A 26,032-nucleotide genomic window follows, 5' to 3' on the forward strand; every position below is an offset into this window, starting at 1 on the left:
TAAATAGTTCGGCAACTATCACAAAAAGTTCGGCAACTTTTTTTAAATTACTTCTTATGGATAAAAAAACTACTGATAATCAAAACGATAAGACACTGTTACTTGAAGGAATTATGAAAAAAGTGGAAACTTTTCATTTAACTCCCTACGAAATTTCGAAAAATACTGGGCTTTCGGATACCGGTGTTCGTAAATTATTAGATGGAAAGACAAAAAATCCTAGTTTTGATACACTAAATAGAATTGCAAAGTATATTGATACTATAGAAAATAGTCCAGAAAAATGTAATGAGAAAACTGTAGATTTAGAACTTATTAACAGAAAGTTGGATTTTGTTATCAGCAAGCTTGAGAAATTCGAGAATAGGATGGAAGCAAATGAATTGATTCAAGAAATTATGTTTGAACTACAAAAAAATTCTTCCAGTCCGGAAGAATTAAAGAAAATTGAAAAAGGTCTTTCAAAGAAAAATATTAGTTCATAGCAAGAACAAAATTGACTGTTTCCTTAATATTAATTTCTATAATTGGTTTTTCAAGTGTTTTAATAATAAAATTTTTTTTGTCAAATCCTTTCTTCAAAAATTTTATTTTCTCTTTAATTAAGATTAAAGTTTCTAAGTAATTTTCTCTGTCTATTATTCCGGCATAAAACTGTTCTTTAGCAATACGGAATAAATCATCACAAATCTTAAGCTGTTCCCTTGTCATTATTTTGTTTTTGAAGGTTATTGATTTCGAACTCAACCTTATCGTCTAATATTAAAACTTTAAAATATCTGTGAAGATATTTTGTGAGAATTAGTATGAGCAAACTGAGGCCTAATGCCACTAACCTGAAAACATAATCAGATTCGATGTTTAAATTAATATCCAAAAGGAAGAAACCCAAAAACATGCTTATATATACATATATTGGTACAATGTAAGACATCCAATGAGGTTCTAATTTGGAAACGTATAATATTAGAAGAGGTGAGATACAAACCGAGTAAGACCAGATCATGGCGGCAAGATTAGGAAATCTATGACCAACGACTATTTCATCTGTGTCTATAAAAAAATTAAGGAAAAAATCTATATAAGGAATTGATGAGACAAGCACCATCAAAACGGTAGGAGTAATTTTCTTAATACTCCTACCGTATTTATTTAAGAATGTAAGTATATGTGATTTAACGTCTAGGTGGCGTAATATCTTTTGGATCCAAGCCTTCTGAAGGTTCTGTTTCAATTCCTGATTCAAGCCCTGAAGTAGTGTTAAATAAGTTGTACTGAGTTGAGTCAGCTTCTCTTTTAAATAAGTTTTCATTGATTAATAGTTCTTGTTCTTGTGGTAAATCAACCATATCAGAATTCCTTTCGCATGATACGATAGTTAACACTGTAATTCCTAATAAAAAAAATTTCTTCATTGTTTAAATATTTGAATGTTATAATTAGGATTCAAATATCACACAATAATTTATTTTTTCAAAGGACTCAATAGTTGCCGAACAAAGATACAAATTAACGAACAATTGTACGAACTTTTGTTCACGTTAATTTGAAGTATTAGTTTTGAAGAGAGAAAAAAGGGATCTAAAATCATTGATTGTCACGATTTTGTCACGAGAAAAAATCTTATATGCTCTTTGGAATGCTGTAAAATATTGATATTGCGATAAGTATGAAATCTTAAAGTCAAGGCTAATTAGTCCGGTTCCCGCTACTAAACAGGACAAATGAAATTTACTTTCGTTTGTCCTGTTCTTTTTTTGGAGTAATCCGTTGGTTATCTGAAAGATATAGTTTGCGATTACATTCATTCGAGCGGTTCGATAAGTTTTTCCGTCAAACTCCAATTTTTCGGGGAATATCGAACCAATTATATCCCGTCTTGTTCTGATTTCGCCCTCGCTGTACATTTTAGGAATGCTTTCTATGTATTTCAAAGCCCTGTCCAAAGACTTTTCTACGTTGATTTTCTTGGTATCAGAACCGTCCTTGCTCAACTGTTCTTCCAAACTCTCAATCCGTTTCCTACACTCATCTTTGATTTCGAGATATTCCTCGTCATCAATAATTTCAGACAGCAGTTTGTTGCGTGCTACTGATAACCTTGCATTCAGTTTATCTATTTCCTGTGCAATCTGTTTCTTTTCGTCAAACGGATTTTTTGCGAATTTCTTGTAGTTGTCCAACAGAAGTCTTTTTACTATTTGAGAAGTACCGTTCAACGCAAACTGTCGCATACTCTTTTCAAAAATATCGTTGGCTAATTCGGCTTTTTGACGAAAGCCACAAGAGGAAACACAATGATAGTAGTAATAACGGCTTGTTCTTCCTTTGGAAGCACTTCCCGTTAGGTTGCGACCGCATTCGGGACATACCAAGAAACCACGTAGGGGCAAGTTCTCGTCTGAAAGTATTTTGGTATTGGGACGTTCTACCCTTTTGTTTCCGTCCAATATCAGTTGTACCCTATCAAAGAGGTCTTTGGATATAAGTGGTTCGTGCTGACCCTGCACCAAATGTGCTTCTTCGTCCTTGAATTTGGCAATGAATATCTTACCGTAGTACAGCGGATTGCGTACGGCAACGTGAAATGCACTTCGGCTTATAGTTGTCTTGTGCAACTTATTCATTTTTTGCCGTACTTGGTCACAGGCAAACACGCCTTTGGCTATTTCGTTGAAAGCCCACAGCATAGCTGTTGCTTCAGGTTCTTTCGGAGCAATGTATTTTCGTCCGTCCTCTTTGCTTCTATTGATATATCCAAAAGGTGCTCTACCCATCAAACGCCCCTCTTTCCTTGCCCTACGCATACCGTAGAACGTATTCAATGCTCTGCGGTCATTCTCTACTTCGGGAGCAGAAAGATATATGGCAAGCATCATCTTGTTTTCGGGAATGGAGAGGTCTAACGGCTGTTCTACCGCCTGTGGCTCTATACCAAGTTTGTTGAGTGTGCTAATCATTTGATAAGCATCGCCAGCATTACGGCTGAACCTGTCCCATTTGGTAAACAGGATAAGGTCAGTTTTTGAACTTCTCTTTTTAAGGCTGTTCAATAATCTTGTCCATTCGGGACGGTTAAAGGTCTTGGCGGAATGGTCTTCATAAATAACCTGCCCAACAGCAATCTTATTGGTTGCACAGTATCTTTTCAGGCGTTCCTCTTGGTCACGCTGTGAATATCCCTTGTCCGCTTGTTCATCGGTGGAAACACGTATGTATAAATCGGCTCTTTTCATAGCTAATCATTTTTAAGTGGGTATTGACTTTGTGTGGGATTAGCTAAATTACAAAATAAATCATTCGGTGTCAAAGCATTCACGGATAATTATCATTGTGAGGTTGTACAAAAACTCCATAATCAGTTCGGCTGTTTCCTGTTCCACGTCAATACCGACCTCACGGAGAAGCTCCATTGCTTCCTCGATAGGTATTTTTTCTATTTCTTTTCTCTCCTGCATCGCCTAACTCGTTTTGTACTGACTAAATTAATCAGGTAAACAAGTCGGGCTTCCAATGTTGCAGTGAGAGGTAGCATTTGGCGTTCAGTTGCCAAATATTATTATGAAAGAAGTTAAAATCATATTCAAAAAAGAATAAAAAGGTAGCAAAGATAAGGCGGACAGCCACCGCACCGCCCACCAAAAGACTACGGCATAATGGCTTCGCCACCCTTCGGGACTTATTCCGTTTCCTTTTGGTTTTTCCGCTTGTCCGCCTTGTTAAAATGGCTTTCTTTTTTTTCTGTTTTTTTCTTTTGGAAAATAATTTTAAGGGGGAGCAACGCATCGTCAAGATAACCCCCAACCCAAATAAAAGTGGCAGTCAGTGGCACTATTTGGCGTTCATTGTCGTGACTGTAAACAGCTGTTTTTCAAACAGTCTTGCCGAACTTTGCAAATGGAAGCGGTTGGTTTTTTCGGCTAACTCCAATCCGTTCCGCAGAACGGATTTTCTGAACCCCTGTTCAGAGCAAGTTATCTTTTGAGCTACTCGGAATAAATTCCGCATCTCAAAAGCACTTGCCCTTGCAGGTGGCTGAAAACCGCTCCGAAGTCGCAGTTTTGGTTTAACATTAAAATGATTTGATTATGGAAGAAGTGAACAGAAAACAGATTAAAAAGACAGGAAGAAAACCGAAGAACGACCCTGCGGTACATCGGTATTCCATCAGTCTGAACGCAGAGGAAAACGCCAAGTTCCTTGCCCTTTTCGACCAATCGGGAATGAACATAAAGGCACATTTCATTACGGCTTGTATCTTTCAAAAGACGGTAAAAACCGTAAAAATTGATATGAATGCGGTAGAATACCACGCAGGATTGACCAAGTTTTTCGGACAGTTCAGAGGAATAGCAACCAATTACAATCAGATTGTAAAGCTGTTGAACACACACTTTTCGGAGAAAAAGGCATTGGCATACCTCTACAAATTGGAAAAACAGACCGCAGCAATGAAAGAATTATTGCTCAAAGTTTTAATCCTTACCGCAGAATTTGAAAAGAAATACCTAAACAAAGAGTAAAGAAATGGTTGCAAAAATCGGAAAGGGAAGCAATATGTACGGAGCTATTTTGTACAATCAGCAGAAAGTGGAAACGGAAAACGGAGCGGTTCTGTTGCTGAATAAGATACCCGACACAATGGACGGTAGGTATTCCGTTGCGTACTTCAACAAGTGTTTTGAGCCGTATCTGTCTGCCAATATCCGAACGGAAAAGACGGTACGGCACATTTCATTGAACCCCGACCCGAAAGACACGGTAAGCGATGAACAGTTTACCGAAATGGCACAGGAATATATGGAGCGTATGGGTTACGGCAATCAGCCGTATATCGTATTCAAACATACGGACATTGACCGCACGCATATACACATCGTTTCGACCTGCGTGGGCATTGACGGCAGGAAAATCCCCGATGATTACGACCACCCTCGCTCAATGGCTATCTGTCGGGATTTGGAAACGAAATACAATCTGCACAAAGCTACCGAGCAGGAACAGAAACACGACAGCAGAAATTTCAAAAAGGTAGAACAGCAGAAAGGCGATATAAAAAGCCAAATAGCTTCGGTAGTGCGACACCTGCCGAAGTATTACCAATATACAAGCATTGGGACATACAACGCTTTGCTTTCGTTTTTGAATATTACGGCAGAGGAAATAAAAGGCGAACGCAACGGAGAGCCTGTACACGGATTGGTATATTTTGCTTTGAACGACAAGGGAGAAAAGGCAAGCAAACCGTTCAAAGCATCTTTGTTTGGCAAGCACGCAGGAGTAAACGGATTACAACGGCACTTTGAACAATCCAAAGAGAAGATGAAAACCAACCCTGCGAAGTCTGTTCTCAAAAATTCGGTGGAACTTGCCATTCACACCACAAACAGCGAAAAGGAATTTAAAAAGCAACTTGCCGAACAGGACATTCACACCGTTGTCCGCAGAAACGACAGCGGACGGATTTATGGTATTACTTTTATTGACAATGGTAGCCGTACTGTTTGGAATGGCTCGCAGTTGGACAGAAACCTGTCGGCAAATCTGTTTAACGATTGGTGGAACAACGGAAACAAACCCGCATTGAAAGCACAGGACAGCCCTGTTTCCGATACGAACACGATAGACCACCAACCGACCAAAGACCTTTTCGAGTTTATCACGCAGGAACATTCGCACAGTTCTGATTTGGGATTGTTCAGCCTGTTGCCCCAAGCACAGGGCGAAGATTACGAGGAACAGGATTTTGCCAATAGAATGAAGAAAAAGAAGAAAACAAGACAAAAAAAATAATAGAGATTGTCCTTATTTTCAAAACAAGTTTTAAAATTACTTACCTTTGTTGTATGAAAAAATCAGATTAGCATATTTTTAGGAACATATAATCTCTGTCAAGGCAATAGATGTTGCCCTGACATTCTATTGAATTATTTAATAATAAATGCTAAAAAGATGAATTTTTTCGATAGCCCATTTAAGGGCAAAATAATTAGAGACCATATTACCAACCCCAATATCACGGCTGGGAAATATTCCTACTATTCCGGTTATTATCATGGACATTCTTTTGATGACTGCGCTCGCTATTTATTTCCAGATAGAGATGACGTTGATAAATTGGTCATAGGTTCATTCTGTTCCATAGGTAGCGGTGCAAGTTTTATAATGGCGGGCAATCAAGGGCATCGACATAATTGGATATCCAGTTTTCCCTTTTTTTATATGCCGGAGATTGAAGCATTCAATAAAGCAATTAACGGATTTGAAAACGCGGGCGATACAGTTGTCGGTAATGATGTTTGGATAGGGAGCGAGGCAATGATTATGCCGGGAGTGAAGATCGGTGACGGGGCGGTAATCGGTAGTAGGTCATTAGTCACCAAAGATGTTGCCCCTTACACTATTGTCGGCGGAAACCCTGCAAAACCGATTAAAAAAAGGTTTTCGGACGAAGAGATTCAGATCCTGTTAGATATCAAGTGGTGGGATTGGGATGAAGACATATTGACCGAAGCGATACCTTTAATTTGTTCAGGCAACATACAGTCTCTTTTCGATTTTTACAACCAAGTTGTAAAAATCGAAAAGAGAGATTTCCCGTATTGTTTTTGACTTATATGTAACAACTGCGAAAAGCCTTTCAGTTTTATTGCTGAAAGGCTTTTTTTAATGTAGAATTTGAAAAGGAGTATTTGAATAAAGAAATCATTACAAAAATCAAAAAGAGAGAAGTACGAGCAAAATTTTTAAGATTATCTACCTATTAGTAGATAGAAATTTATATCTTTGCTTTATGGAAACAAAAGAAAAAATAGTAACGTCATGACCACCACACGCCCCGCGTGGGCCTATACGCTGCCGGCAGCACTGCTGCTGATGGCTCCTTTCGACATCCTCGCTTCACTGGCGATGGATATTTATCTCCCTGTCGTTCCAGCGATGCCCGGCATCCTGAACACGACGCCCGCTATGATCCAACTCACGTTGAGCCTCTATATGGTGATGCTCGGCGTGGGCCAGGTGATTTTTGGTCCGCTCTCAGACAGAATCGGGCGACGGCCAATTCTACTTGCGGGCGCAACGGCTTTCGTCATTGCGTCTCTGGGAGCAGCTTGGTCTTCAACTGCACCGGCCTTTGTCGCTTTCCGTCTACTTCAAGCAGTGGGCGCGTCGGCCATGCTGGTGGCGACGTTCGCGACGGTTCGCGACGTTTATGCCAACCGTCCTGAGGGTGTCGTCATCTACGGCCTTTTCAGTTCGATGCTGGCGTTCGTGCCTGCGCTCGGCCCTATCGCCGGAGCATTGATCGGCGAGTTCTTGGGATGGCAGGCGATATTCATTACTTTGGCTATACTGGCGATGCTCGCACTCCTAAATGCGGGTTTCAGGTGGCACGAAACCCGCCCTCTGGATCAAGTCAAGACGCGCCGATCTGTCTTGCCGATCTTCGCGAGTCCGGCTTTTTGGGTTTACACTGTCGGCTTTAGCGCCGGTATGGGCACCTTCTTCGTCTTCTTCTCGACGGCTCCCCGTGTGCTCATAGGCCAAGCGGAATATTCCGAGATCGGATTCAGCTTTGCCTTCGCCACTGTCGGGCTTGTAATGATCGTGACAACCCGTTTCGCGAAGTCCTTTGTCGCCAGATGGGGCATCGCAGGATGCGTGGCGCGTGGGATGGCGTTGCTTGTTTGCGGAGCGGTCCTGTTGGGGATCGGCGAACTTTACGGCTCGCCGTCATTCCTCACCTTCATCCTACCGATGTGGGTTGTCGCGGTCGGTATTGTCTTCACGGTGTCCGTTACCGCGAACGGCGCTTTGGCAGAGTTCGACGACATCGCGGGATCAGCGGTCGCGTTCTACTTCTGCGTTCAAAGCCTGATAGTCAGCATTGTCGGGACATTGGCGGTGGCACTTTTAAACGGTGACACAGCGTGGCCCGTGATCTGTTACGCCACGGCGATGGCGGTACTGGTTTCGTTGGGGCTGGTGCTCCTTCGGCTCCGTGGGGCTGCCACCGAGAAGTCGCCAGTCGTCTAACCGACGACTGGTAGCAGGCCCGCTCCGATGCGGCGCACTAACCATCGAAACCTCGTGAATGTCGGTATCCTGTCTGGCAGGATACCGCTCATTTCCCTTGTTCAGTTCATCGCCGTCGCCGAGCATCTGAATTTTCGGCATGCGGCCAAGGCACTTGGTATCAGCCAGTCGAGCGTCAGCGCGCGTGTGAAAGCGCTGGAGGATAACCTTGGTGTCCTGCTATTTGAGCGCCATGCGCGGGGCGTTCGGCTAACAGACGCAGGCAGGCACTTCATGGAGCGTGTCACGGCGGGTGTCGATCAACTCGATCACGCAGTGAAGACCGCGGAGTGACGGGCACTGGCTGGCAATGTCTAGCAACGGCAGGCATTTCGGCTGAGGGTAAAAGAACTTTCCGCTAAGCGATAGACTGTATGTAAACACAGTATTGCAAGGACGCGGAACATGCCTCATGTGGCGGCCAGGACGGCCAGCCGGGATCGGGATACTGGTCGTTACCAGAGCCACCGACCCGAGCAAACCCTTCTCTATCAGATCGTTGACGAGTATTACCCGGCATTCGCTGCGCTTATGGCAGAGCAGGGAAAGGAATTGCCGGGCTATGTGCAACGGGAATTTGAAGAATTTCTCCAATGCGGGCGGCTGGAGCATGGCTTTCTACGGGTTCGCTGCGAGTCTTGCCACGCCGAGCACCTGGTCGCTTTCAGCTGTAAGCGTCGCGGTTTCTGCCCGAGCTGTGGGGCGCGGCGGATGGCCGAAAGTGCCGCCTTGCTGGTTGATGAAGTACTGCCTGAACAACCCATGCGTCAGTGGGTGTTGAGCTTCCCGTTTCAGCTGCGTTTCCTGTTTGCCAGCCGGCCCGAGATCATGGGGTGGGTGCTGGGCATCGTTTACCGCGTCATTGCCACGCACCTGGTCAAGAAAGCGGGCCATACCCACCAAGTGGCCAAGACGGGCGCGGTCACCCTGATCCAGCGTTTTGGATCGGCGCTCAATCTGAATGTTCACTTCCACATGCTGTTTCTCGACGGTGTGTATGTCGAGCAATCCCACGGCTCAGCGCGTTTCCGCTGGGTCAAGGCGCCGACCAGCCCAGAGCTCACCCAGCTGACGCACACCATCGCCCACCGGGTGGGTCGCTATCTGGAACGGCAAGGCCTGCTGGAACGGGATGTCGAAAACAGCTATCTGGCCTCGGATGCGGTGGATGACGACCCGATGACACCCCTGCTGGGGCACTCGATCACTTACCGTATCGCTGTCGGTTCACAGGCGGGGCGAAAGGTGTTCACTTTGCAAACTCTGCCGACCAGTGGTGATCCGTTCGGTGACGGGATTGGCAAGGTAGCCGGGTCCAGCCTGCACGCCGGCGTGGCGGCCAGGGCCGATGAACGCAAGAAGCTCGAACGGCTGTGCCGGTACATCAGCCGCCCGGCGGTATCCGAGAAGCGGCTGTCGTTAACACGAGGCGGCAACGTGCGCTACCAGCTCAAGACGCCGTACCGGGACGGCACCACGCACGTCATTTTCGAACCATTGGATTTCATTGCAAGGCTGGCCGCCCTGGTACCGAAGCCCAGAGTCAACCTAACCCGCTTCCACGGGGTGTTCGCACCCAACAGTCGGCACCGGGCGTTGGTCACGCCGGCAAAACGGGGCAGGGGCAACAAGGTCAGGGTGGCTGATGAACCGGCAACACCAGCACAACGGCGAGCGTCGATGACATGGGCGCAACGGCTCAAGCGTGTTTTCAATATCGACATCGAGACCTGCAGCGGCTGCGGCGGCGCCATGAAAGTCATCGCCTGCATTGAAGACCCTATAGTGATCAAGCAGATCCTTGATCACCTGAAGCACAAAGCCGAAACCAGCGGGACCAGGGCGTTACCCGAAAGCCGGGCGCCACCGGCTGAGCTGCTCCTGGGTCTGTTTGACTGACGAGCCTGAAGGCCAACGATACCAATCAAAATGCTGCGTTCACAGCGCCGCGGCAGGGATCCGCCGTGCTGGTTGTCGGAAAAGGAGCCGCTAGTGGGAAAGAGGAGGGTAAATTTTCAGCGTTGCTGGCTCCCCGTCAGCCGGATTGGGTTGCATCGCAGGGGTGTCGAAAGAGTCAACTGCGGTCCAAAGCTGTTGGACTTGGGTGAAAAGGGCGTTTATTCTTCCTATACGTTGTTCAGAATAACATTGTTCCGCCAACAATCAATTCGGTAGATATTGAACCTGAATATAGGGATATATTTAACTTGACGTTACACCAATCACAACAACGGCAAGTGAATTACGCAATGAGTAATACTTTTGGTTTTGGCGGACACATTGCCACAAGTATTTTTAAAAAATATGCTGAATAGAGAGTAGGTGCTAACTTCGGTTTGCTCGTGTTGGCGCTAAATCGAAAGTTCAAGTATCCCAACATGTTCCTTCGTATAGAAGTTAAAAGTTGGCAATTATCGTAGAACAACCTACAGACAACACCAATATGTAACCGATAAATAATTACAAAATATGACCGACAGAGTAAACATCATCAATAACTACATCGATGGATACAACCAATTTGATATCAAAAAAATGGTTGCAGACCTTGACGATAATATTGTTTTTGAAAACATTCAAAATAATGATATAAGTTTATCGCTGAAAGGGTTAACAGCGTTTAAACAACAGGCAGAAACAGCAAAAACATACTTTGCAAAGAGAACACAGACAGTTAAATCGTTTAGGCATTTTGACAACAGCACTGAAATAGAAATTGATTATACAGCAATTTTAGCAATTGACTTTCCGAACGGCTTAAAAAAAGGGCAAAAGCTAAAGTTATCAGGAAAATCCGTGTTTGAATTTAAAAAAAACAAAGTGATTAAATTGACAGACATTAGTTGACATTAAAACCAGCGAACAAGAATATGACTTTACTAAAACATAAAAAAATTACAATAATTGGTGCCGGGCCTGTTGGATTAACAATGGCGAGATTGTTACAGCAAAACGGCGTGGACATTACAGTTTACGAGAGAGACAAAGACCAAGATGCAAGGATTTTTGGTGGGACACTTGATCTGCACAGGGATTCGGGACAGGAAGCAATGAAAAGAGCGGGATTGTTACAAACTTATTATGACTTAGCTTTACCAATGGGTGTAAATATTGTTGATGAAAAGGGCAATATTTTAACCACAAAAAATGTAAGACCCGAAAATCGTTTTGACAATCCTGAAATAAACAGAAATGACTTAAGGACTATCCTATTAAATAGTTTACAAAATGATACCGTCATTTGGGATAGAAAACTTGTTACCCTTGAACCTGATAAGGAGAAGTGGATACTAACTTTTGAGGATAAATCGAGTGAAACAGCAGATCTGGTTATTATTGCCAATGGTGGAATGTCTAAAGTAAGAAAATTTGTTACCGACACGGAAGTTGAAGAAACAGGTACTTTCAATATACAAGCCGATATTCATCAACCGGAGGTGAACTGTCCTGGATTTTTTCAGCTTTGCAATGGAAACCGGCTAATGGCTGCTCATCAAGGTAATTTATTATTTGCGAATCCTAATAATAATGGTGCATTGCATTTTGGAATAAGTTTTAAAACACCTGATGAATGGAAAAGCAAAACGCGGGTAGATTTTCAAGACAGAAATAGTGTCGTTGATTTTCTCCTGAAAAAATTTTCCGATTGGGACGAACGCTACAAAGAACTGATTCGTTTGACATCATCTTTTGTAGGGTTAGCGACACGAATATTTCCCTTAGATAAGTCTTGGAAAAGTAAGCGTCCATTACCCATAACGATGATTGGAGATGCTGCTCATTTGATGCCTCCTTTTGCAGGACAAGGCGTAAACAGTGGGTTGATGGATGCCTTGATATTGTCGGATAATCTGACCAATGGGAAATTTAACAGCATTGAAGAGGCTATTGAAAATTATGAACAGCAAATGTTTGCTTATGGAAGAGAAGCACAGGCAGAATCAATAATAAACGAAACGGAAATGTTCAGCCTCGACTTTTCTTTCCAAAAACTAATGAATCTATAAAACAGAAAGGCGAGGAAATGAAAGAGAAAATAGTTAAAAAAAACGGAATAAGACTTTTTACCGAAAGTTTTGGATGTGAAAAAGATCCGGCAATACTCTTGATTGCGGGAGCAACGGTATCCATGTTGTATTGGGATGCTGAATTTTGCCAGAAACTATCTGAAAAGGGATTTTTTGTTATTCGCTACGACAATAGGGACGTAGGAAAATCTACTAATTACGAACCGGGTTCAACCCCCTATGATATTGTTGACTTAACCCATGATGCTATTTCAATTTTGGACGGCTATAAAATAGTCAAAGCCAATTTTGTGGGAATTTCACTGGGCGGACTGATTTCTCAAATAGCATCAATAAAATATGCCGACAGGGTAAGTTCAATAACACTAATCTCATCAGGTCCTTGGGGCGACTCAGACCCCACAATTCCTGAAATGGATACGCGTATTTTAGATTTTCACGGAAAAGCTGAAACCGTAGATTGGACAAATGAAGACAGTGTGGCAAATTATTTAATTCAAGGTGCTGAATTGATGAGCGGCAGGAAACAATTTGACAAACAAAGAAGTGAAAAACTGATTAGAGCCGAATTTAAAAGAGCTAATAACTATATAAGTATGTTCAATCATGCGGCACTGCAAGGTGGTGAAGAATACTGGAACAGATTGAGCGAAATCAATCAACCAACCTTAATTGTACACGGAACGGACGATAAAATATGGCATTTTAAGAATTCAGCAGTTTTACTTGAAAAGATAAACGGCTCAAAACTAATAACGCTTGATGGAACCGGACACGAACTACATTTCGAAGATTGGAATAAAATTATTGATGGAATAACGCAACATACAACAAATAACAAAAGAATGAACAAATAGGGTATTATGTATTTCCAAATCAACGGTTTAGAGATTGAAGCTAATATCAATGTGTTCTTTGAATAACATCTTTTGGTGTTTTTTAATAATCATACTACGCAATTTTCTTTTATAAAAGGAAATATTGTAAACTAAATACGAAATGGTATCTTCATTAAATCATATTATCTCAGAGGTACAGCGAAAAGAAAATGCCATTTCGCTGACTTCTCCCAATGCAATTGATGAAGCATATCAAATGACGATATATCTGAAAGAATATTTATGGTCAATAAGAGAAGATATTACAAAACAAGGCTTTAAAAACCATTGGGAAGAAATTAATTTCTTTCGCAACATTAAGCCGTATATTCTCTCCAAACTCATTTACCACAATAAGGTATTTCGTATTCAGACGGCTTGTCCTGTTGATGGAGGGAAAATGTACGCAAGTTATTTTGCAGAGCAATTACAGGAATTACAACGGGAATATAGGGAGCATATCTACAATTCAGATTTTTACAGGTATTATCGCTCAGGAAGAACCGACCGTGATGAAACTTACTTTAGGTTAGGCAACATCAATTTCCACGATGGTCTGAATAGTTTTGTCTTTGAAATCGACCCACTTTTTTCAACCTATTATGATAACAAAGTAGCTCGGATAATAGCAAATGAGCTACTCTATACCTACATACGCCAAAAAATTAACGATGATGAAATAGCAGGTTCACTTTCTGCAAGGGATATTTCATCTGATAGCATTCTTTGGACGGATAGCAAAAATGCCTTGATAGAATTGATTTATGCGCTGTATGCGAATGGTTCTCTTTCATACGGTAAAATAGGAATTCGAAAAGTCAGTTTGGTTTTGGAAAAACTGTTTCAGATTACCTTAGGAGATTTGCACAATTCTTTCCATCGAATGAAATACCGAGCAGGTTCACGAACCGCATTTTTAGACCAACTGAAATCTTCTTTGGAAGAATATATGGATAAACAGGACGGGAGGTAGGGTTTATTTAGTATTTAATTGGGTGTATTCAAGATTTATATTTTCAATGTCATAGACATTAGTTTCAATGCACTTGAATTTTTCAGGATAAAATATTGCAACGTTATAACCCTGCGAATATAATGAACTTCTAAATTCTATACCGTCAAATCCCATTGATTTTATCAGTTCTGAAAGATACTGTGTTGGCAGATAATCCAATTCGCTGTCATTCTTTCTTCTTGGCTTTGAAAGTTCTTCTTCTAATTTATCAATGAAAGAACCGTGTAACATAACTTCTTCTAAAGACTCTAATTCTGCAAGCCTGAATACATCGTATGTGGAGCGACTTAAATTAACTACTCTTATGTCTTCTTCAAGTTTAAATGTACCGACAGAAACGTAATCAAATAAACTTGCTCTTGCTTCATATAAAGTTGTTGTTATGTCATTAGCAATATAGAGATAAGAAATACCATTTGGATTGGCTCTTCCGCTTTTAGCTAATTCATTAGGAGGATTACCCATTTGTTCGAAAGGATACCCCTGTGGATTATTACTAATTCTTGCTCGATAAAATTTCTTTCCCTTTTTGTAATCTTTCTGAAAATGTTTGAATAAGGATTTTAATTTTTGTAAATCCAAAGCATTTACAAAATGAAATCTATTTACGGTTTTTATTTCTTCGGAAAACTTATCCCAAGAAAGGAAAAGCGGTTGAGTAACGTCTTCCTCTGCTCCTGTATTATGAAACCTTAATCTTACAGGGTTGTCTAAAACATTTTGATAATTGGCAATGTCATCTTTAATAATCTCAGCAATGAGCTGTTTTATATTATTTGTATCAATTAGTTTTTGGGTAAATACCTTTTTATGAAAATCCGTAATGATTTGACTTTCTAATGGTTTTCCATTGACGGTATCAACTTCATACAAGTCAATAATCCCAAGAAAGAAAGGGTTTAATTCGGAAGCCTCATAGACACTCACATTTTCGGACAGGCAATAATCACAATTATCTGTTATCTTGTTACCCAAAATGATAGCATTTATATAACTGCTCTCAAAACAATTTGTGCAACAATTCATACTAAATCAATTTCAATACTAAATCTATATGGTTCATTAAGGAAAGTTTCTTCAATGTCCCTAATCCTGGAAAGTGTCCGTTTTCGTGAAATCGTCTAAATTCAGATATAGCAATAGAGTCATAGCCTGTTTGGTCACACCAAGCAATAAGTTTATCTAACGCCTCAGCAAACTTTCCTGCAATATCTGATGTGTCATCATTTGAGTCAGAAACAAAATGTTTAACTTTTATTCTATTTGTCTGTGCTTCCGCATAAGATAAATGTATCGCAACAGCATAGGGAAGAAACCCTGTTTCCGAATATTCCTCTCCAATAGAAAGATAGTCCGAAAAACCTTCAAACCCTTCTTCTTTGTAATAGATATGTTCTTCTGAAAAATTGCTTTCATCTACTTGCAAATAATCCGCATTCTTTGTTTGAGCATTGAAATAATCATCAAGTTCAATTAAGGTATTTCTTTCAAAATTTCTAAAATATCTTCTACTTGTCGATGATAGATTGATTACATTATATCGAATGGCAAAATGTTCTTGATATGATTTAAGAACATCTGAAATGTTATCAAACACGGCATTATGAATAATACTTAGAGCAGGAATAACTTTTGCATATTGTTGTAAAATGCCAATAGCTTTTGAATGGTCTATCCTATTATGGAAAATAACACCTATCTGATAATTTGTATAATCTCCAACTGAACTGCTAATAGCATTAAAGATTGCATTGGTATCTTTGAATGTTCCTACTTGTGGATTAACAACAACTGTAAAGTTGATATCATTACTTGCTAATTCTTTTATCGTAGTCTTTAAAGTAGAAGAATCCTTGACAGGTTCAATAATAGGAGATACTTTTTCTTTATTTGGCAAAAGAACAGGTTTAGTTAATTCTCTTATTCCTATCAACTCAAACTGCTTTCCTCTTATATACGGTTGATACATACGCTTTTGGTTGCTAAAAAATTATACAATCTTTGATATTCCTGCTCATTAAAATCCAAAGAATTACAAATGTGCTTTAGTTCTCTTGGGGTTTTAGATGATTTCAGCAAGTCGGGGTTCAATAGTTTTCTCTCTTTTAGTTTATTTAATACCTGCTTTTGAAAATCAACTATATCAATTGTGGCAAGTAGTTCGTAACAAGCTCTAAAAATCTTTGTATTAGGAACATCAGGGACAGAACCAAAATTAACAGCAACTAAATCAAGATACTCTTGCTTTCTCAATATTTTAAAAATAGTTTCAAAGTCGAAGAAAGATTTATTTGCATCTGCCTCTTTTATTGTTTCCAATTTATTTTTGGCATTTAATGCGATAATACCAATGCTTGTATTTTCGTATTCAACTTGGAGCTTTTTAGCATATTTTTCATCTGTAACAATATGTACCTCATTGGCAAATTTTTGGTAGTCATTTATTTGTTTTGCCAATTTTTCTAATCCGTCAAGTTCCGTTTTAATCTCATAGACTCTTACAGCACCGTTCAACATAACCAAGTCAGCTTTTGAAGCACCAATTTTTAGTTCATTAAGTGTTAATGTTGATTTTAAGCTATGAGTTTTTATAATATCAATAATCAAATTATTCTTATAGATGTATTCACATCTATATTGCTTTTGTAAGGACTTATATAAAGACTTGATTATGTCTAAGTTGGTTTCGTATGAGGTAGTGTTGAAGTATTTATCTATTTGTTTTTGAAAAAGCACATAATCGTCTTCCCGTACTATCTTTTGGAACATAGGCGGGGAGAAAATTTGTGATAATACTCTCAACTTTTGTATAGTTTTCATACTACTTCTTTACATTACAAAGGTAACAAATTACGAAAAGATAACTATTATAATGCTTGATAATTCGGTTTCGTGGCTTAAATAGGTTATAAATTTAGTCAAAAAAATGTACCAACATATACTTTAACATTATAAAACAGTATCAACAAATATATTTTTTCATTAGGGTTCTACTTAATGCTTTTAGGCAGTAGCTTCGTGACTTAACGAGTTTAACCGTTCCAAATCTTCCAAAAAATGTTTCGAGATTTGTTCGGGTTCGGCTACTAAGTATAACGTTTTCTGTAAGCGTTTCAAAAATATACCGCGGGGTAGAGCAGTAGGTAGCTCGTCGGGCTCATAACCCGGAGGTCGCACGTTCGAGTCGTGTCCCCGCTACCAACAGGAGAATCAGAAATGGTTCTCTTTTTTTTGTTATCAATATTAAAAATTACAGCATAAAAAATCCCACTTCGATAAGAAATGGGATTTTTTTATTTTGTTTAACGGTTAGTTTACCAAAGTATCAAATGGAGCCAATTTAAAATCCTCAGATTTTACTTGCTCAAAGTAAGATGCTTTTGCAGTACCTCTTAATTTACCTGCTGCTTTTGAAGCTGCTGTGAAATCGGTATCGATTTTAGTAGCAATTTCTGTAGGTTTGAAATCTTTTTTTACTGAATCATCCTCTACTCCTAAATATCCGTTTTTCTTTGTTAAATAATTGATGAAGTTATCGTAATTTCCTAAAGTATTTCTGAAATACAACGTGTGATAGTTCATACATTTTGATGCCTTCTTTGATTTGTTGACAATACAGCTTGCCATATTTCCTCTGTAAAGGTCAAATTCTAATGCAACGGCATCATATTCTTTTTTAAGAGCGGTTGTACCATTAGTAAGAATGGAATTATCATTTTGCGATTCGCTTATCTTTTTCAAATGTTCCAAAACTAAAGGAACGGTTCTTTCAATTTTTGATTTTGCTTCTGCAACCGATCCGAAAACTGAAGATGTTTGTGCTGATGTTACATTAAATATCAACAACATTAAGACAGAAAATAGAGTATATCTTTTCATTAGAAATTTTTAAAGCACTAAAATAAATATATTTTCTCATTCTGTGCCTATTCATTTTAATTTTATTTAATAAAAATTAACAAGTTTTAAGAATTTACACCCATATTTAGCTTTTCTCTGTTGATTAATAATTGCCTATTTTCTATTAATTAAAAATTTAACATATTTTAATGTTTTTTATCGTATTGATATTCAATCAGTTATTTAGTTTTAATTTTTATCACTAAAAAAATAGTTGTTCAAGTTAAAAATATTTCTACATTTGTATAACTAATTTATTAGTGATACGATTTTTTTAGTAATTTTATCACAACAATTAAAATTCAGTTTATGATCATTCAGACTTTAACAAAAGCAGAAGAACAGGTAATGCAGTTTTTATGGAAACTTGAAAAAGGTTTTCTTAAAGATGTTTTGGATCTTTATCCGGAACCAAAGCCTCATACCAATACAGTTTCTACGATTCTGAAAGTGTTGAAAGATAAAGAGTTTGTAGATTATAATGTGTATGGAAGACAGCACGAATATTTCCCTTTGGTTACAAAAGAGCAGTATTCTGGAAAAACGATGAAAAGCCTGGTAAAAAATTATTTTAAAGGTTCTTATAAAAGTGCCGTTTCTTTTTTGGTTGAAAAAAACGAAATGACCGTTGAAGATCTTGAAATGTTATTAAGCGAACTTAAAAACAAAGACTAATAAATATGGAAGCTCTGATTTTTTACTTCATAAAAGTAATCATCTGTTCGGGTGTAATGTTTTTATATTATCAGTTGTCTTTAAAAGATAAGACCTTTCATCATTACAACAGATTTTATCTTTTGTCGGCAATGTTAATCTCAATTTTGCTGCCTCTTATTAAAGTGGAAGATTTTACGATTGAAGTTAATGAGAATCTTTTTTTGTTGATTAATAAATTACAGAATTTAAATACAACTAATAATATAGATCATGGCTACATTTATTTTAGAATTATTCTTTCTGGTTTGGGATTGGTTTCTCTCTATTTTTTAGGGAAGTTCATGTATGGGATTTTCAGAATCCAACAACTCAAAAGCCAGTTTGAAAAAGAAAGTTTTGAAGGGGTAAATTTTTACCAGACCAATCTTTCTGAAGCACCATTTTCGTATTTCAAAAATCTTTTCTGGAAAAACTCTATTGTGATCAATTCAGAAGTCGGAAAACAGATTTTAAAGCACGAAATGGTTCATATTGAACAAAAACACTCTATCGATAAGATATTTATAGAGATTCTTACTTCTGTTTTTTGGTTCAATCCGTTCTTTCATATTATTAAAAAAGAAATCAATTTAATACACGAATATCTGGCTGATAAAAAAGCCGTCAAACAATCGGACACAAAAGCATTTGCGCAGATGCTTTTAGCAAGCCATTTTTCCGGAAAAACTTTGCCTGCGACCAGTCCGTTTCTAAGTTCAAACCTCAAAAAACGACTCAAAATGTTACAAAAACCTCAAACAAAATTCGGGTATGCGCGCAGAATATTTGCCTTACCGGTTTTATTCACCGTTGCATTTGCTTACATGGTTAATGCGAAAAACAAAGAAATAAAAGAAGTAAATAACGAAATTGAAAAAGCCGTTGCTGAAATCAAACAGGATACTGTAAGACCACAGAAGATAGAAAAACCACAAGAAATTGTTACACCAAAAGCATCATTTAAAGTAGATGCGCATCAGAAGAAAATTACAGAACTCGGTAAAAAAATTGAAGAGAAATCAAAAGTTTTGAAAACTCTTAACCCTGAAAGCGAAGATTTCGAAAAAAATATAGCAGAAATTGGTAAACTGTCTGAAGAAATTGGGAAAATTTCAAGTGTACAAAACTATAATCATGCTGAAGCTCGTCAAAAAATGAGAGATCAGTTGAAGGCCTCAGGAGAATATTTTAAATCTGATGATTTTAAGAACGCGGCCAGAGAATATGTTAAACTAAATTTTGATTTTCCTGAAGTTCCATTACCTCCTGCTTCACCAGCGACTCCAAATTTCCCAAAAGTAAGGATGTATTCTTATAATGTTCCCAATATTGATTATAAAAATCTTCCGGGCCTCAGCAAAAAAGAAATAAGAAAACTTGAAAAATTAGCTAAAGAAAAGGCAGAACTTGCAGCAAAACAAGCAGAAGTTGCCAGACAGCAGGCAGAAATTGTAAGAGAGCAGACAAAAAATATGGTAGGAAAGCCGTGGGTGGTTGCAGTGAATGCTCATGCACCGAAAGTAAGTTACTCAGCAAGCTCTTCTTATACAGATTTTTCAAAGCCTTCTAATAGTAAATTTCTTTCTACAGAAGGAACTTTCCAAACAAATGTGAAAGATATGATTAAGACTAATTCTGGGGGAGATATAAAATATTTCATTGATGGAAATGTAAGTTCGAATGAAGAAATGCAAAGTCTTGATCCAAAGAATATAGAATCTATTAATATCAACAAAACGAAAATTTCCGGTAAAGACGCGGGGGAAATTCATATCAAAACAAGACAAAAATAATTTTTAATTATTCACAAAATAAGTTTTAGAATGAAAAAACTAATAACCGTTTTCTGTGTATTGATGATTGGTGTTTTTGCCAATGCTCAAAACAAACGTTTTACTTACGAATACCGTTTTATACCAGATTCTACCAATACAGGCGATATAAAAACGGAGATGATGAATCTTGATGTTGCTGATTCGGGATCCAAGTTTTACAGCTATACGGCTTACCATTCCGATTCTATTATGAGAGTTGATCTGGAAAAACAATTGGCTTCAACGGGGATTATGAATGTTAAGACTGATGGACGAAAGGGCTCCGTAAGATATTCGATTTCCAAAAAATATCCGAAGTATGAAGTTTATTTGCACAACAGGATTTTGAGAGATCAGTATAAAGTTGCTGATGACCGAAAAATAGATTGGAAAATAAGCTCCGAAAAGCAAAAAATCGGAGAATGGAATACCCAGAAAGCGGAAACAGAATTTGGAGGAAGAAAATGGGCGGCATGGTTCACTTCAGATATTCCGATTCAGGATGGACCGTACAAATTTCATGGTCTTCCCGGTTTGATTGTAAAGCTTGAAGACCTTAGTAAATCTCATGTTTTTAATCTGCAGGCTGTAAAAAATATTACAGAAATACCAAAAGATGTTTTTGGAGAGAAAGAAGTTTTAATCAATCAAAAACAATATGACAAATTGGTTAAAGAATATGAGAATGATCCTACAAAAGGATTAAAACAGATGCAGATGGGCGGTGTTACGATGATTATGAAAGATGGTACCGGAAATCAAATGAAAGATCAGGAAGAACGCTTGAAAGCAAATATAAAAAAAGATAACAACAGAATAGAACTTAATAAAACAAAGTAGAATGAAAAAAATATCTTTAGCACTTTTATTAATTATAGGATTCTCCAGTTTTGCTCAAAACCGTTTTTTCTACGATTATAAATTTATTCCCGATTCTACAGATAAAGCAAACGTTTTGAAAGAAATAATGCTTTTGGATATTGATAAAAGCGGATCAAAATATTACGGTCAGGAAAAGTTTGTAGCAGATTCTACTTCACAGGCAGATTTGGAGAGACAATTAAAATTGAGTCCCAACAGCATTAGTATCAGTAGAAACGATAAACCGGGAATGATTTCTTACAAGGTTACCAAACAATATCCTGATTTTAAAACTCATCTTTTCACAAAGATCTCCAGCGACAATTATAAAATTGAGGAAGATAAAAAACCTGAATGGAAGATTCTTCCAGATAAGCAGAAAATTGGTGAATACAATGCTCAAAAAGCGACGACGAAATATGGCGGAAGAGAATGGACGGCTTGGTTTTCTACAGATTTACCTTTTCAGGACGGACCTTATAAATTCTACGGACTTCCCGGTTTGATTGTGAAAATTGAAGATAAAACAGGTTCACATTCCCTGACTTTAGTTGGAAATAAAACGATTCAAACTACTATGGAAAAAGAGATGAATCTTCCGCAAGGAGTTCAACTTTATGGAATGGGAGGGAAGGATATTGAAATCAATAAAGCTCAGTTTAAAAAAGCATGGAAAGCATATAAAAGTGATCCCACGAAAAATATGCGAGAAATGATGTCCAAAAATTCTGATACTAATAAGATTGTTTTTAAAACAAAAACAGCCGATGGAAGAGAGATATCAGATCCTAATCAGGTTTTCAGAGAAATGGAGAAAAAAGCAAAGGAAGGTTTTAAAAAGAATAATAATCCTATTGAGCCGGAACTGTATAATTAGTTGTTAGGTTTTGGTTGTTAGTTTTTAGTTTAAAATTCAATCTATTAAAAATAAAAACTATTCAATCTTTTTAGGAACTCTAAAATCTCATTCATAATAAAACAAGCGAGGAAATTTTTCCCCGCTTGTTTTTATTTTAAATTCTTTGAATAATATAATTTTTGATTTTTACATAGGATGTCAAACCATCAACTATCAACCAAAAACGATCAACAACTTAAATTAACTTACTTTTTTCCAGTCAACCACTGATCCTGAAGTTTCTGTTCTGCAGGAGTAGGATTAGCTTTAAATTGTAATGTTTCCATTGTTATTTTATCTAAAACAGCTTTTCCTTTCAAATCAATTTTGTCCATTTTATCGCCGTTTTTACGAAGAACGGTTACGGTAACATTTTGACCTTCTTTGATCGATTGTGCATAGCTGATAAATTCCTGTGCATTTTGAATATTGATGGTTTTTCCGTCTAAAGCAAAAACTTGATCGGTAATTTTAAATCCGATACTTTTTGAGAATGGTGATAAAGCAGAATGATCATCAAAGGCAAAAGCATTGTTCTTTTCATCGTATCCGGTTTGCGCAGGATCTTTGATAAACCAAAACATAGGCGGAGTTTCCTGCTTCTTGATTTCTACACCTACTTGAGCTAAATAATCTGCATACGGAGTCGGCTGGCTTCCTGCAATATATTTATTGTAAAAATCTTTTACCTGCGGATATCCTGTAATGGTTACCAATTCATCAATCAGTTTATCATCTTTAAATGGCTTGTTCTCACCAAATCTCTGAGATAATTTTCTGATCATATCGCGATAACCCATTTCTCCGTTTGATAATTTTCTCAGTTCAATATCAAGACACATCGTCAAAAGCGTTCCCTTTTCGTAAACGTTTCTGTACTGGTCTTTGTACTGATCCTGAAGAATATTTTTACTCATCACCGTAAAAGGCATGGTGTCATCATAGCTTTTAGAATTTTTGATCTTGTCGCCGATTCTCTGTAAAAACTGATCTTTGGTAATTAAACCTTCCTGAATCTGGAATAAATTGGCAAAATATTCGGTTCCGCCTTCATACATCCAAAGATGTTGAGACATTTTCGGATCTGCATAATCGAAGTAATGAATTTCTTCAGAATGCGTCTTCAGAGGATTCACGGTGTGGAAAAATTCATGAGAAACTACGTCAACAATAGATTCATCAATCGCTTCTTTAGGCATCATTTCGTGAAGGACAACACTTGTAGACTCGTGATGTTCCAAAGCCCCGAAACCTTTAATTTGCGGACCTTCAGTTCCTGCAAGATAAAGCATGATGGCGTATTTCTTATTGGTATTCATATCACCCAAAAATTTCTTTTGAGCAACGACCATTTTTTCTAAATTTTCTTTAAAATCTGCTGCTTTGTATTTTCCTGTTGGAGAATAAACGCCCAAAACAAGATCCATTCCGCCTGCATTAAAAGTGATGTAATCAGGTTTTGAATACATTAAAGGAGAATCGGTCAGTTTAGCATAATTTGCTAATGTAAAAGTATCTGTTGCTTCAGATTTATCCTGATCCACCAAAGCGGTCGTTCCGTAAAAGTCATTAGGTTTCTGAATTACCAATTGATACGGAACATCTTGCATATTGTCGATATAACCTACAAAGCCATGCGTATTAATTAAATAAACTTTTCCCTGCTCAATATCTGTTCCGGAAGGTGAAAATACAGCTTTATGCTTGTCTGTGTCGTTTTCTTCGTCAAAACTGTCGTTTACCCAGTATGTAATTTTACTTAAAGCTTTTGCGTTTTTTAGAGAGTAGGTATTGTCATTCACTTTGGTAAAAGCAATTTCTTTTCCTTTGTTATCTAAAAACTTTATTCCTTCAATAAATCTTCCGTAATCATCCACAGAATAAGTTCCGGGAACTGTTTTTGGAAAGTGAAATTTCACGTCATTCGATTTCATTTTCGGAAACTCCATCGTAACGGCTATTTTATCGTCTTTTACATTCACCAGGTCGATGTTTGTTTTTATAGATTGCGCTTGAACGAAAGCCACCGCAAGAATTCCTAAACTGAGTGCTATTTTTTTCATTAGGTTTATTTTATTGATAAGTAGTTGATTTTAAATTGAGTTTGTTACAGAGAAATTTATAATTTTTTGCTAAACTTTAGTTAAAAAAAGCAAAACCATACTTATGATTTTGCCTTTTAAAATTTCATTAAATCTGTTTATATCTGATATAATAATTCTTGCTAAACTCTACCGGATTTGAATTCTTAAGCTTCAACGTTTGCCAAGATTCACTCGGTGAAATGGTATATTCACCAAATCTTATCGGAAGGTTTAGGTTTTTTACACCTTTTACAAAACGGTATTTCAGTTCTGTTCCTTTTTGAGCATATTCTAAAACAGGAACATCGGTTGTCCGTAAATATTGGTTGAAAATTGTTGTAAAATCGAAACCTGCTTTCTCTGAAATATATTTTTCAACTTGCTCAGTTGTGACAGTTTGATGGTAAAAATCTTTATTTAAACCTCTTAAAATCTGTCTGAATTTTGCATCGTCATTAATAATCTGTCTCATCGTATGAACCATACTTGCGCCTTTCGCGTACATATCACCACTGCCTTCATTTCGCACTCCGTATTTTCCTATAATAGGAACGTCATTTTCAATATTATTCTGAATTCCCTGCGCATAAATATCCGCAGATTTTTTATCCATATAATTTTCGGTGAAAAGAACTTCAGAATAATTGGTGAAAGCTTCATGGATCCACATGTCGGCTTGATCTTTTGCCGTAATATTATTGGCAAACCATTCGTGTCCGCTTTCGTGAATAATGATAAAATCCCAGTTTAAACCCACTCCGGTTCCTGAAAGATCTCTGCCTAAATATCCGTTTTGATACCCATTTCCGTAGGCGATATTGCTCTGATGTTCCATTCCCAAATGAGGGGAATCTACCAATTTGTAAGAATCTTCATAAAAAGGATAAGGACCAAACCAATATTCAAACGCTTTTAGCATTGGTTTTACCTGTTGAAATTGTTTTTTTGCTTTTTCTAAATTATAGTTGATTACCCAATAATCAAGATCCAGTTTTCCTTTTTCTCCCGTGTAAGAATCTTTAAAATTTACATATTTTCCAATATTCGGAATAATAGAATACGCATTGATCGGGTTTTTAACCTCCCAGGTGAAAATGTTTTTATTGTTTTCGGTTTTTTTGTTAATTAATCTTCCATTTCCGACTCCAACTAAATCTTTTGGAGTAATAATTTTCATAATGATTCCGTTATCAGGTTCGTCACTCCAAATATCTTTTGTAGGAAGCCAGACTGAAGCACCAATTCCTTCATCGGCAACGCTCATCCACGGATTTCCTTTTTCATCTGTTGTGAAAATCCAACCTCCGTCCCAAGGTGCTCTTTTTGCAATAACAGGATTTCCGGAATAGGTAATATTAATTGAATATTTTTCTCCCTTTTTAAATTTTTTATGGGTTGTAATCCAAATAAAATCGCCGTCTTGTTTGTAATTTGCAATGGGAAAACTTCCCTCTATTTTATCAGCTTTCATTGGCTGTTGCAAATCAATTTGAAAAACTGGATTTGAAATATCTTTAGTAATCTCAAAACTTATTTTATTATTTCCAGCAATACTTTTTTGCTGAAAATTGGGTTCCACAGAAAGTTCATATTTTTTTACATCCCAGAAATTTCTAAATTCGGTATTGGAACCTTTTAAAGTGTCTTGTTTCGTAAAGGTTTTACCTTTTTCGAAAAATTGACCGAAAGCTAAACCGGAAACTAATAAAATTGAGCAAGATATTTTTTTCATTAAGATGAAATTTGACTAAAACCAAAATTAAAGAATATTATTAAGAATAT

At 37.8% G+C, this 26,032-nt stretch carries 25 protein-coding genes and 1 tRNA gene; 16 read left to right on the plus strand and 10 right to left on the minus strand.

Annotated elements, in window-relative coordinates:
* The first annotated feature begins 56 nt into the window (after window positions 1-56).
* Window positions 57-485, plus strand: a complete 429-nt coding sequence (locus AB671_RS10895) for a helix-turn-helix domain-containing protein (protein WP_066679320.1) — start codon at window positions 57-59, stop codon at window positions 483-485.
* Here AB671_RS10895 and AB671_RS10900 read toward each other — a convergent pair.
* From AB671_RS10900 to AB671_RS22480, 4 genes are all read right to left on the minus strand, one after another.
* Window positions 475-711 carry a hypothetical protein gene (locus AB671_RS10900; protein WP_066679318.1) on the minus strand — a complete coding sequence of 79 codons (237 nt, stop codon included), beginning with the start codon at window positions 709-711 and terminating at the stop codon, window positions 475-477. The two genes, AB671_RS10895 and AB671_RS10900, sit on opposite strands and share 11 nt — an antisense overlap.
* Window positions 712-1,175: 464 nt before the next feature.
* On the minus strand, window positions 1,176-1,415 hold the full coding sequence (locus tag AB671_RS22275; protein ID WP_066679314.1) for a hypothetical protein: 240 nt from the start codon (window positions 1,413-1,415) through the stop codon (window positions 1,176-1,178).
* Between the two features lie 126 nt (window positions 1,416-1,541).
* Entirely contained in the window at window positions 1,542-3,236 is a 1,695-nt protein-coding gene (locus AB671_RS10910; RefSeq protein WP_066679313.1) for a recombinase family protein, read from the minus strand.
* Between the two features lie 60 nt (window positions 3,237-3,296).
* Window positions 3,297-3,458 carry a hypothetical protein gene (locus AB671_RS22480; RefSeq protein ID WP_165826534.1) on the minus strand — a complete coding sequence of 54 codons (162 nt, stop codon included), beginning with the start codon at window positions 3,456-3,458 and terminating at the stop codon, window positions 3,297-3,299.
* Window positions 3,459-4,088: 630 nt separating this feature from the next.
* On the opposite strand from AB671_RS22480, the gene mobA reads away from it, so the two are divergent.
* The 10 genes from mobA to AB671_RS10955 all read left to right on the plus strand — a co-directional run bounded on the left by mobA (window position 4,089) and on the right by AB671_RS10955 (window position 13,955).
* Entirely contained in the window at window positions 4,089-4,523 is a 435-nt protein-coding gene (gene mobA, locus AB671_RS10915; RefSeq protein WP_066679312.1) for a conjugal transfer protein MobA, read from the plus strand.
* 4 nt (window positions 4,524-4,527) lie between these two features.
* The gene (gene mobB / locus AB671_RS10920) at window positions 4,528-5,793 is read left to right on the plus strand and encodes a conjugal transfer protein MobB (protein ID WP_066679310.1); all 1,266 of its coding nucleotides are present in this window, start codon (window positions 4,528-4,530) and stop codon (window positions 5,791-5,793) included.
* 159 nt (window positions 5,794-5,952) lie between these two features.
* Window positions 5,953-6,612 (plus strand): type B chloramphenicol O-acetyltransferase, encoded by a 660-nt coding sequence (catB, locus tag AB671_RS10925; RefSeq protein ID WP_066679309.1) that lies wholly within the window; start codon window positions 5,953-5,955, stop codon window positions 6,610-6,612.
* Window positions 6,613-6,822: 210 nt separating this feature from the next.
* The gene (gene floR / locus AB671_RS10930) at window positions 6,823-8,037 is read left to right on the plus strand and encodes a chloramphenicol/florfenicol efflux MFS transporter FloR (RefSeq protein WP_066679304.1); all 1,215 of its coding nucleotides are present in this window, start codon (window positions 6,823-6,825) and stop codon (window positions 8,035-8,037) included.
* Window positions 8,038-8,064: 27 nt separating this feature from the next.
* Entirely contained in the window at window positions 8,065-8,370 is a 306-nt protein-coding gene (locus AB671_RS21980) for a LysR family transcriptional regulator (RefSeq protein WP_001255015.1), read from the plus strand.
* Between the two features lie 111 nt (window positions 8,371-8,481).
* Window positions 8,482-9,975, plus strand: coding sequence for an IS91-like element ISVsa3 family transposase (locus tag AB671_RS10935; protein ID WP_001120888.1), 1,494 nt, complete (start codon window positions 8,482-8,484; stop codon window positions 9,973-9,975).
* Between the two features lie 636 nt (window positions 9,976-10,611).
* Window positions 10,612-10,923 carry a nuclear transport factor 2 family protein gene (locus tag AB671_RS10940; protein WP_228390949.1) on the plus strand — a complete coding sequence of 104 codons (312 nt, stop codon included), beginning with the start codon at window positions 10,612-10,614 and terminating at the stop codon, window positions 10,921-10,923.
* A gap of 23 nt (window positions 10,924-10,946) precedes the next feature.
* Window positions 10,947-12,083 carry a tetracycline-inactivating monooxygenase Tet(X) gene (gene tet(X) / locus AB671_RS10945; RefSeq protein ID WP_044502094.1) on the plus strand — a complete coding sequence of 379 codons (1,137 nt, stop codon included), beginning with the start codon at window positions 10,947-10,949 and terminating at the stop codon, window positions 12,081-12,083.
* A gap of 17 nt (window positions 12,084-12,100) precedes the next feature.
* A complete protein-coding gene (gene estT, locus AB671_RS10950) occupies window positions 12,101-12,961 on the plus strand; it encodes a macrolide hydrolase EstT (protein ID WP_077782102.1) in 861 nt (286 codons plus the stop codon).
* Between the two features lie 142 nt (window positions 12,962-13,103).
* Window positions 13,104-13,955, plus strand: a complete 852-nt coding sequence (locus AB671_RS10955; RefSeq protein WP_066679300.1) for an RteC domain-containing protein — start codon at window positions 13,104-13,106, stop codon at window positions 13,953-13,955.
* A 3-nt stretch (window positions 13,956-13,958) separates the two neighbouring features.
* On the opposite strand, the gene AB671_RS10960 is transcribed toward AB671_RS10955, so the two are convergent.
* From AB671_RS10960 to AB671_RS10970, 3 genes are read right to left on the minus strand one after another with little or no spacing between them, the layout of a single operon-like run.
* A complete protein-coding gene (locus AB671_RS10960) occupies window positions 13,959-14,972 on the minus strand; it encodes an RES domain-containing protein (protein WP_066764787.1) in 1,014 nt (337 codons plus the stop codon).
* A 52-nt stretch (window positions 14,973-15,024) separates the two neighbouring features.
* Window positions 15,025-15,966: a sce7725 family protein gene (locus AB671_RS10965; protein ID WP_066679298.1), complete on the minus strand. Its 942-nt coding sequence runs from the start codon at window positions 15,964-15,966 to the stop codon at window positions 15,025-15,027.
* Window positions 15,948-16,817, minus strand: a complete 870-nt coding sequence (locus tag AB671_RS10970) for a sce7726 family protein (RefSeq protein WP_066679297.1) — start codon at window positions 16,815-16,817, stop codon at window positions 15,948-15,950. Before AB671_RS10970 ends, AB671_RS10965 begins: the two co-directional genes overlap by 19 nt.
* A 305-nt stretch (window positions 16,818-17,122) precedes the next feature.
* Here AB671_RS10970 and AB671_RS10975 point away from each other — a divergent pair.
* Window positions 17,123-17,198: transfer RNA gene (locus AB671_RS10975), tRNA-Met, on the plus strand.
* Between the two features lie 108 nt (window positions 17,199-17,306).
* On the opposite strand, the gene AB671_RS10980 is transcribed toward AB671_RS10975, so the two are convergent.
* On the minus strand, window positions 17,307-17,876 hold the full coding sequence (locus AB671_RS10980; RefSeq protein ID WP_066679296.1) for a hypothetical protein: 570 nt from the start codon (window positions 17,874-17,876) through the stop codon (window positions 17,307-17,309).
* A gap of 330 nt (window positions 17,877-18,206) precedes the next feature.
* Here AB671_RS10980 and AB671_RS10985 point away from each other — a divergent pair, with 330 nt between their 5' ends.
* Genes AB671_RS10985 through AB671_RS11000 form a run of 4 tightly spaced genes read left to right on the plus strand, consistent with a single transcriptional unit; the run spans window position 18,207 to window position 22,145 of the window.
* Window positions 18,207-18,572: a BlaI/MecI/CopY family transcriptional regulator gene (locus AB671_RS10985; RefSeq protein ID WP_066679295.1), complete on the plus strand. Its 366-nt coding sequence runs from the start codon at window positions 18,207-18,209 to the stop codon at window positions 18,570-18,572.
* Between the two features lie 5 nt (window positions 18,573-18,577).
* Window positions 18,578-20,386 carry a M56 family metallopeptidase gene (locus tag AB671_RS10990; RefSeq protein WP_066679294.1) on the plus strand — a complete coding sequence of 603 codons (1,809 nt, stop codon included), beginning with the start codon at window positions 18,578-18,580 and terminating at the stop codon, window positions 20,384-20,386.
* Window positions 20,387-20,416: 30 nt separating this feature from the next.
* Window positions 20,417-21,247, plus strand: a complete 831-nt coding sequence (locus AB671_RS10995) for a GLPGLI family protein (protein WP_066679292.1) — start codon at window positions 20,417-20,419, stop codon at window positions 21,245-21,247.
* 1 nt (window position 21,248) lies between these two features.
* Window positions 21,249-22,145, plus strand: a complete 897-nt coding sequence (locus AB671_RS11000; RefSeq protein WP_066679290.1) for a GLPGLI family protein — start codon at window positions 21,249-21,251, stop codon at window positions 22,143-22,145.
* A gap of 227 nt (window positions 22,146-22,372) precedes the next feature.
* Here the strand turns inward: AB671_RS11000 and AB671_RS11005 are convergent, their stop codons facing one another.
* Together AB671_RS11005 and AB671_RS11010 are read right to left on the minus strand one after the other, a co-directional pair.
* Window positions 22,373-24,229 carry a peptidase M61 gene (locus AB671_RS11005; protein WP_066679289.1) on the minus strand — a complete coding sequence of 619 codons (1,857 nt, stop codon included), beginning with the start codon at window positions 24,227-24,229 and terminating at the stop codon, window positions 22,373-22,375.
* Window positions 24,230-24,356: 127 nt separating this feature from the next.
* Window positions 24,357-25,982, minus strand: a complete 1,626-nt coding sequence (locus tag AB671_RS11010; RefSeq protein WP_066679288.1) for a M1 family metallopeptidase — start codon at window positions 25,980-25,982, stop codon at window positions 24,357-24,359.
* Window positions 25,983-26,032 lie beyond the last annotated feature (50 nt).

The sequence above is a fragment of the Chryseobacterium sp. BGARF1 genome (assembly GCF_001677955.1).
In the GTDB taxonomy this organism is placed as follows: Bacteria; Bacteroidota; Bacteroidia; order Flavobacteriales; family Weeksellaceae; genus Chryseobacterium.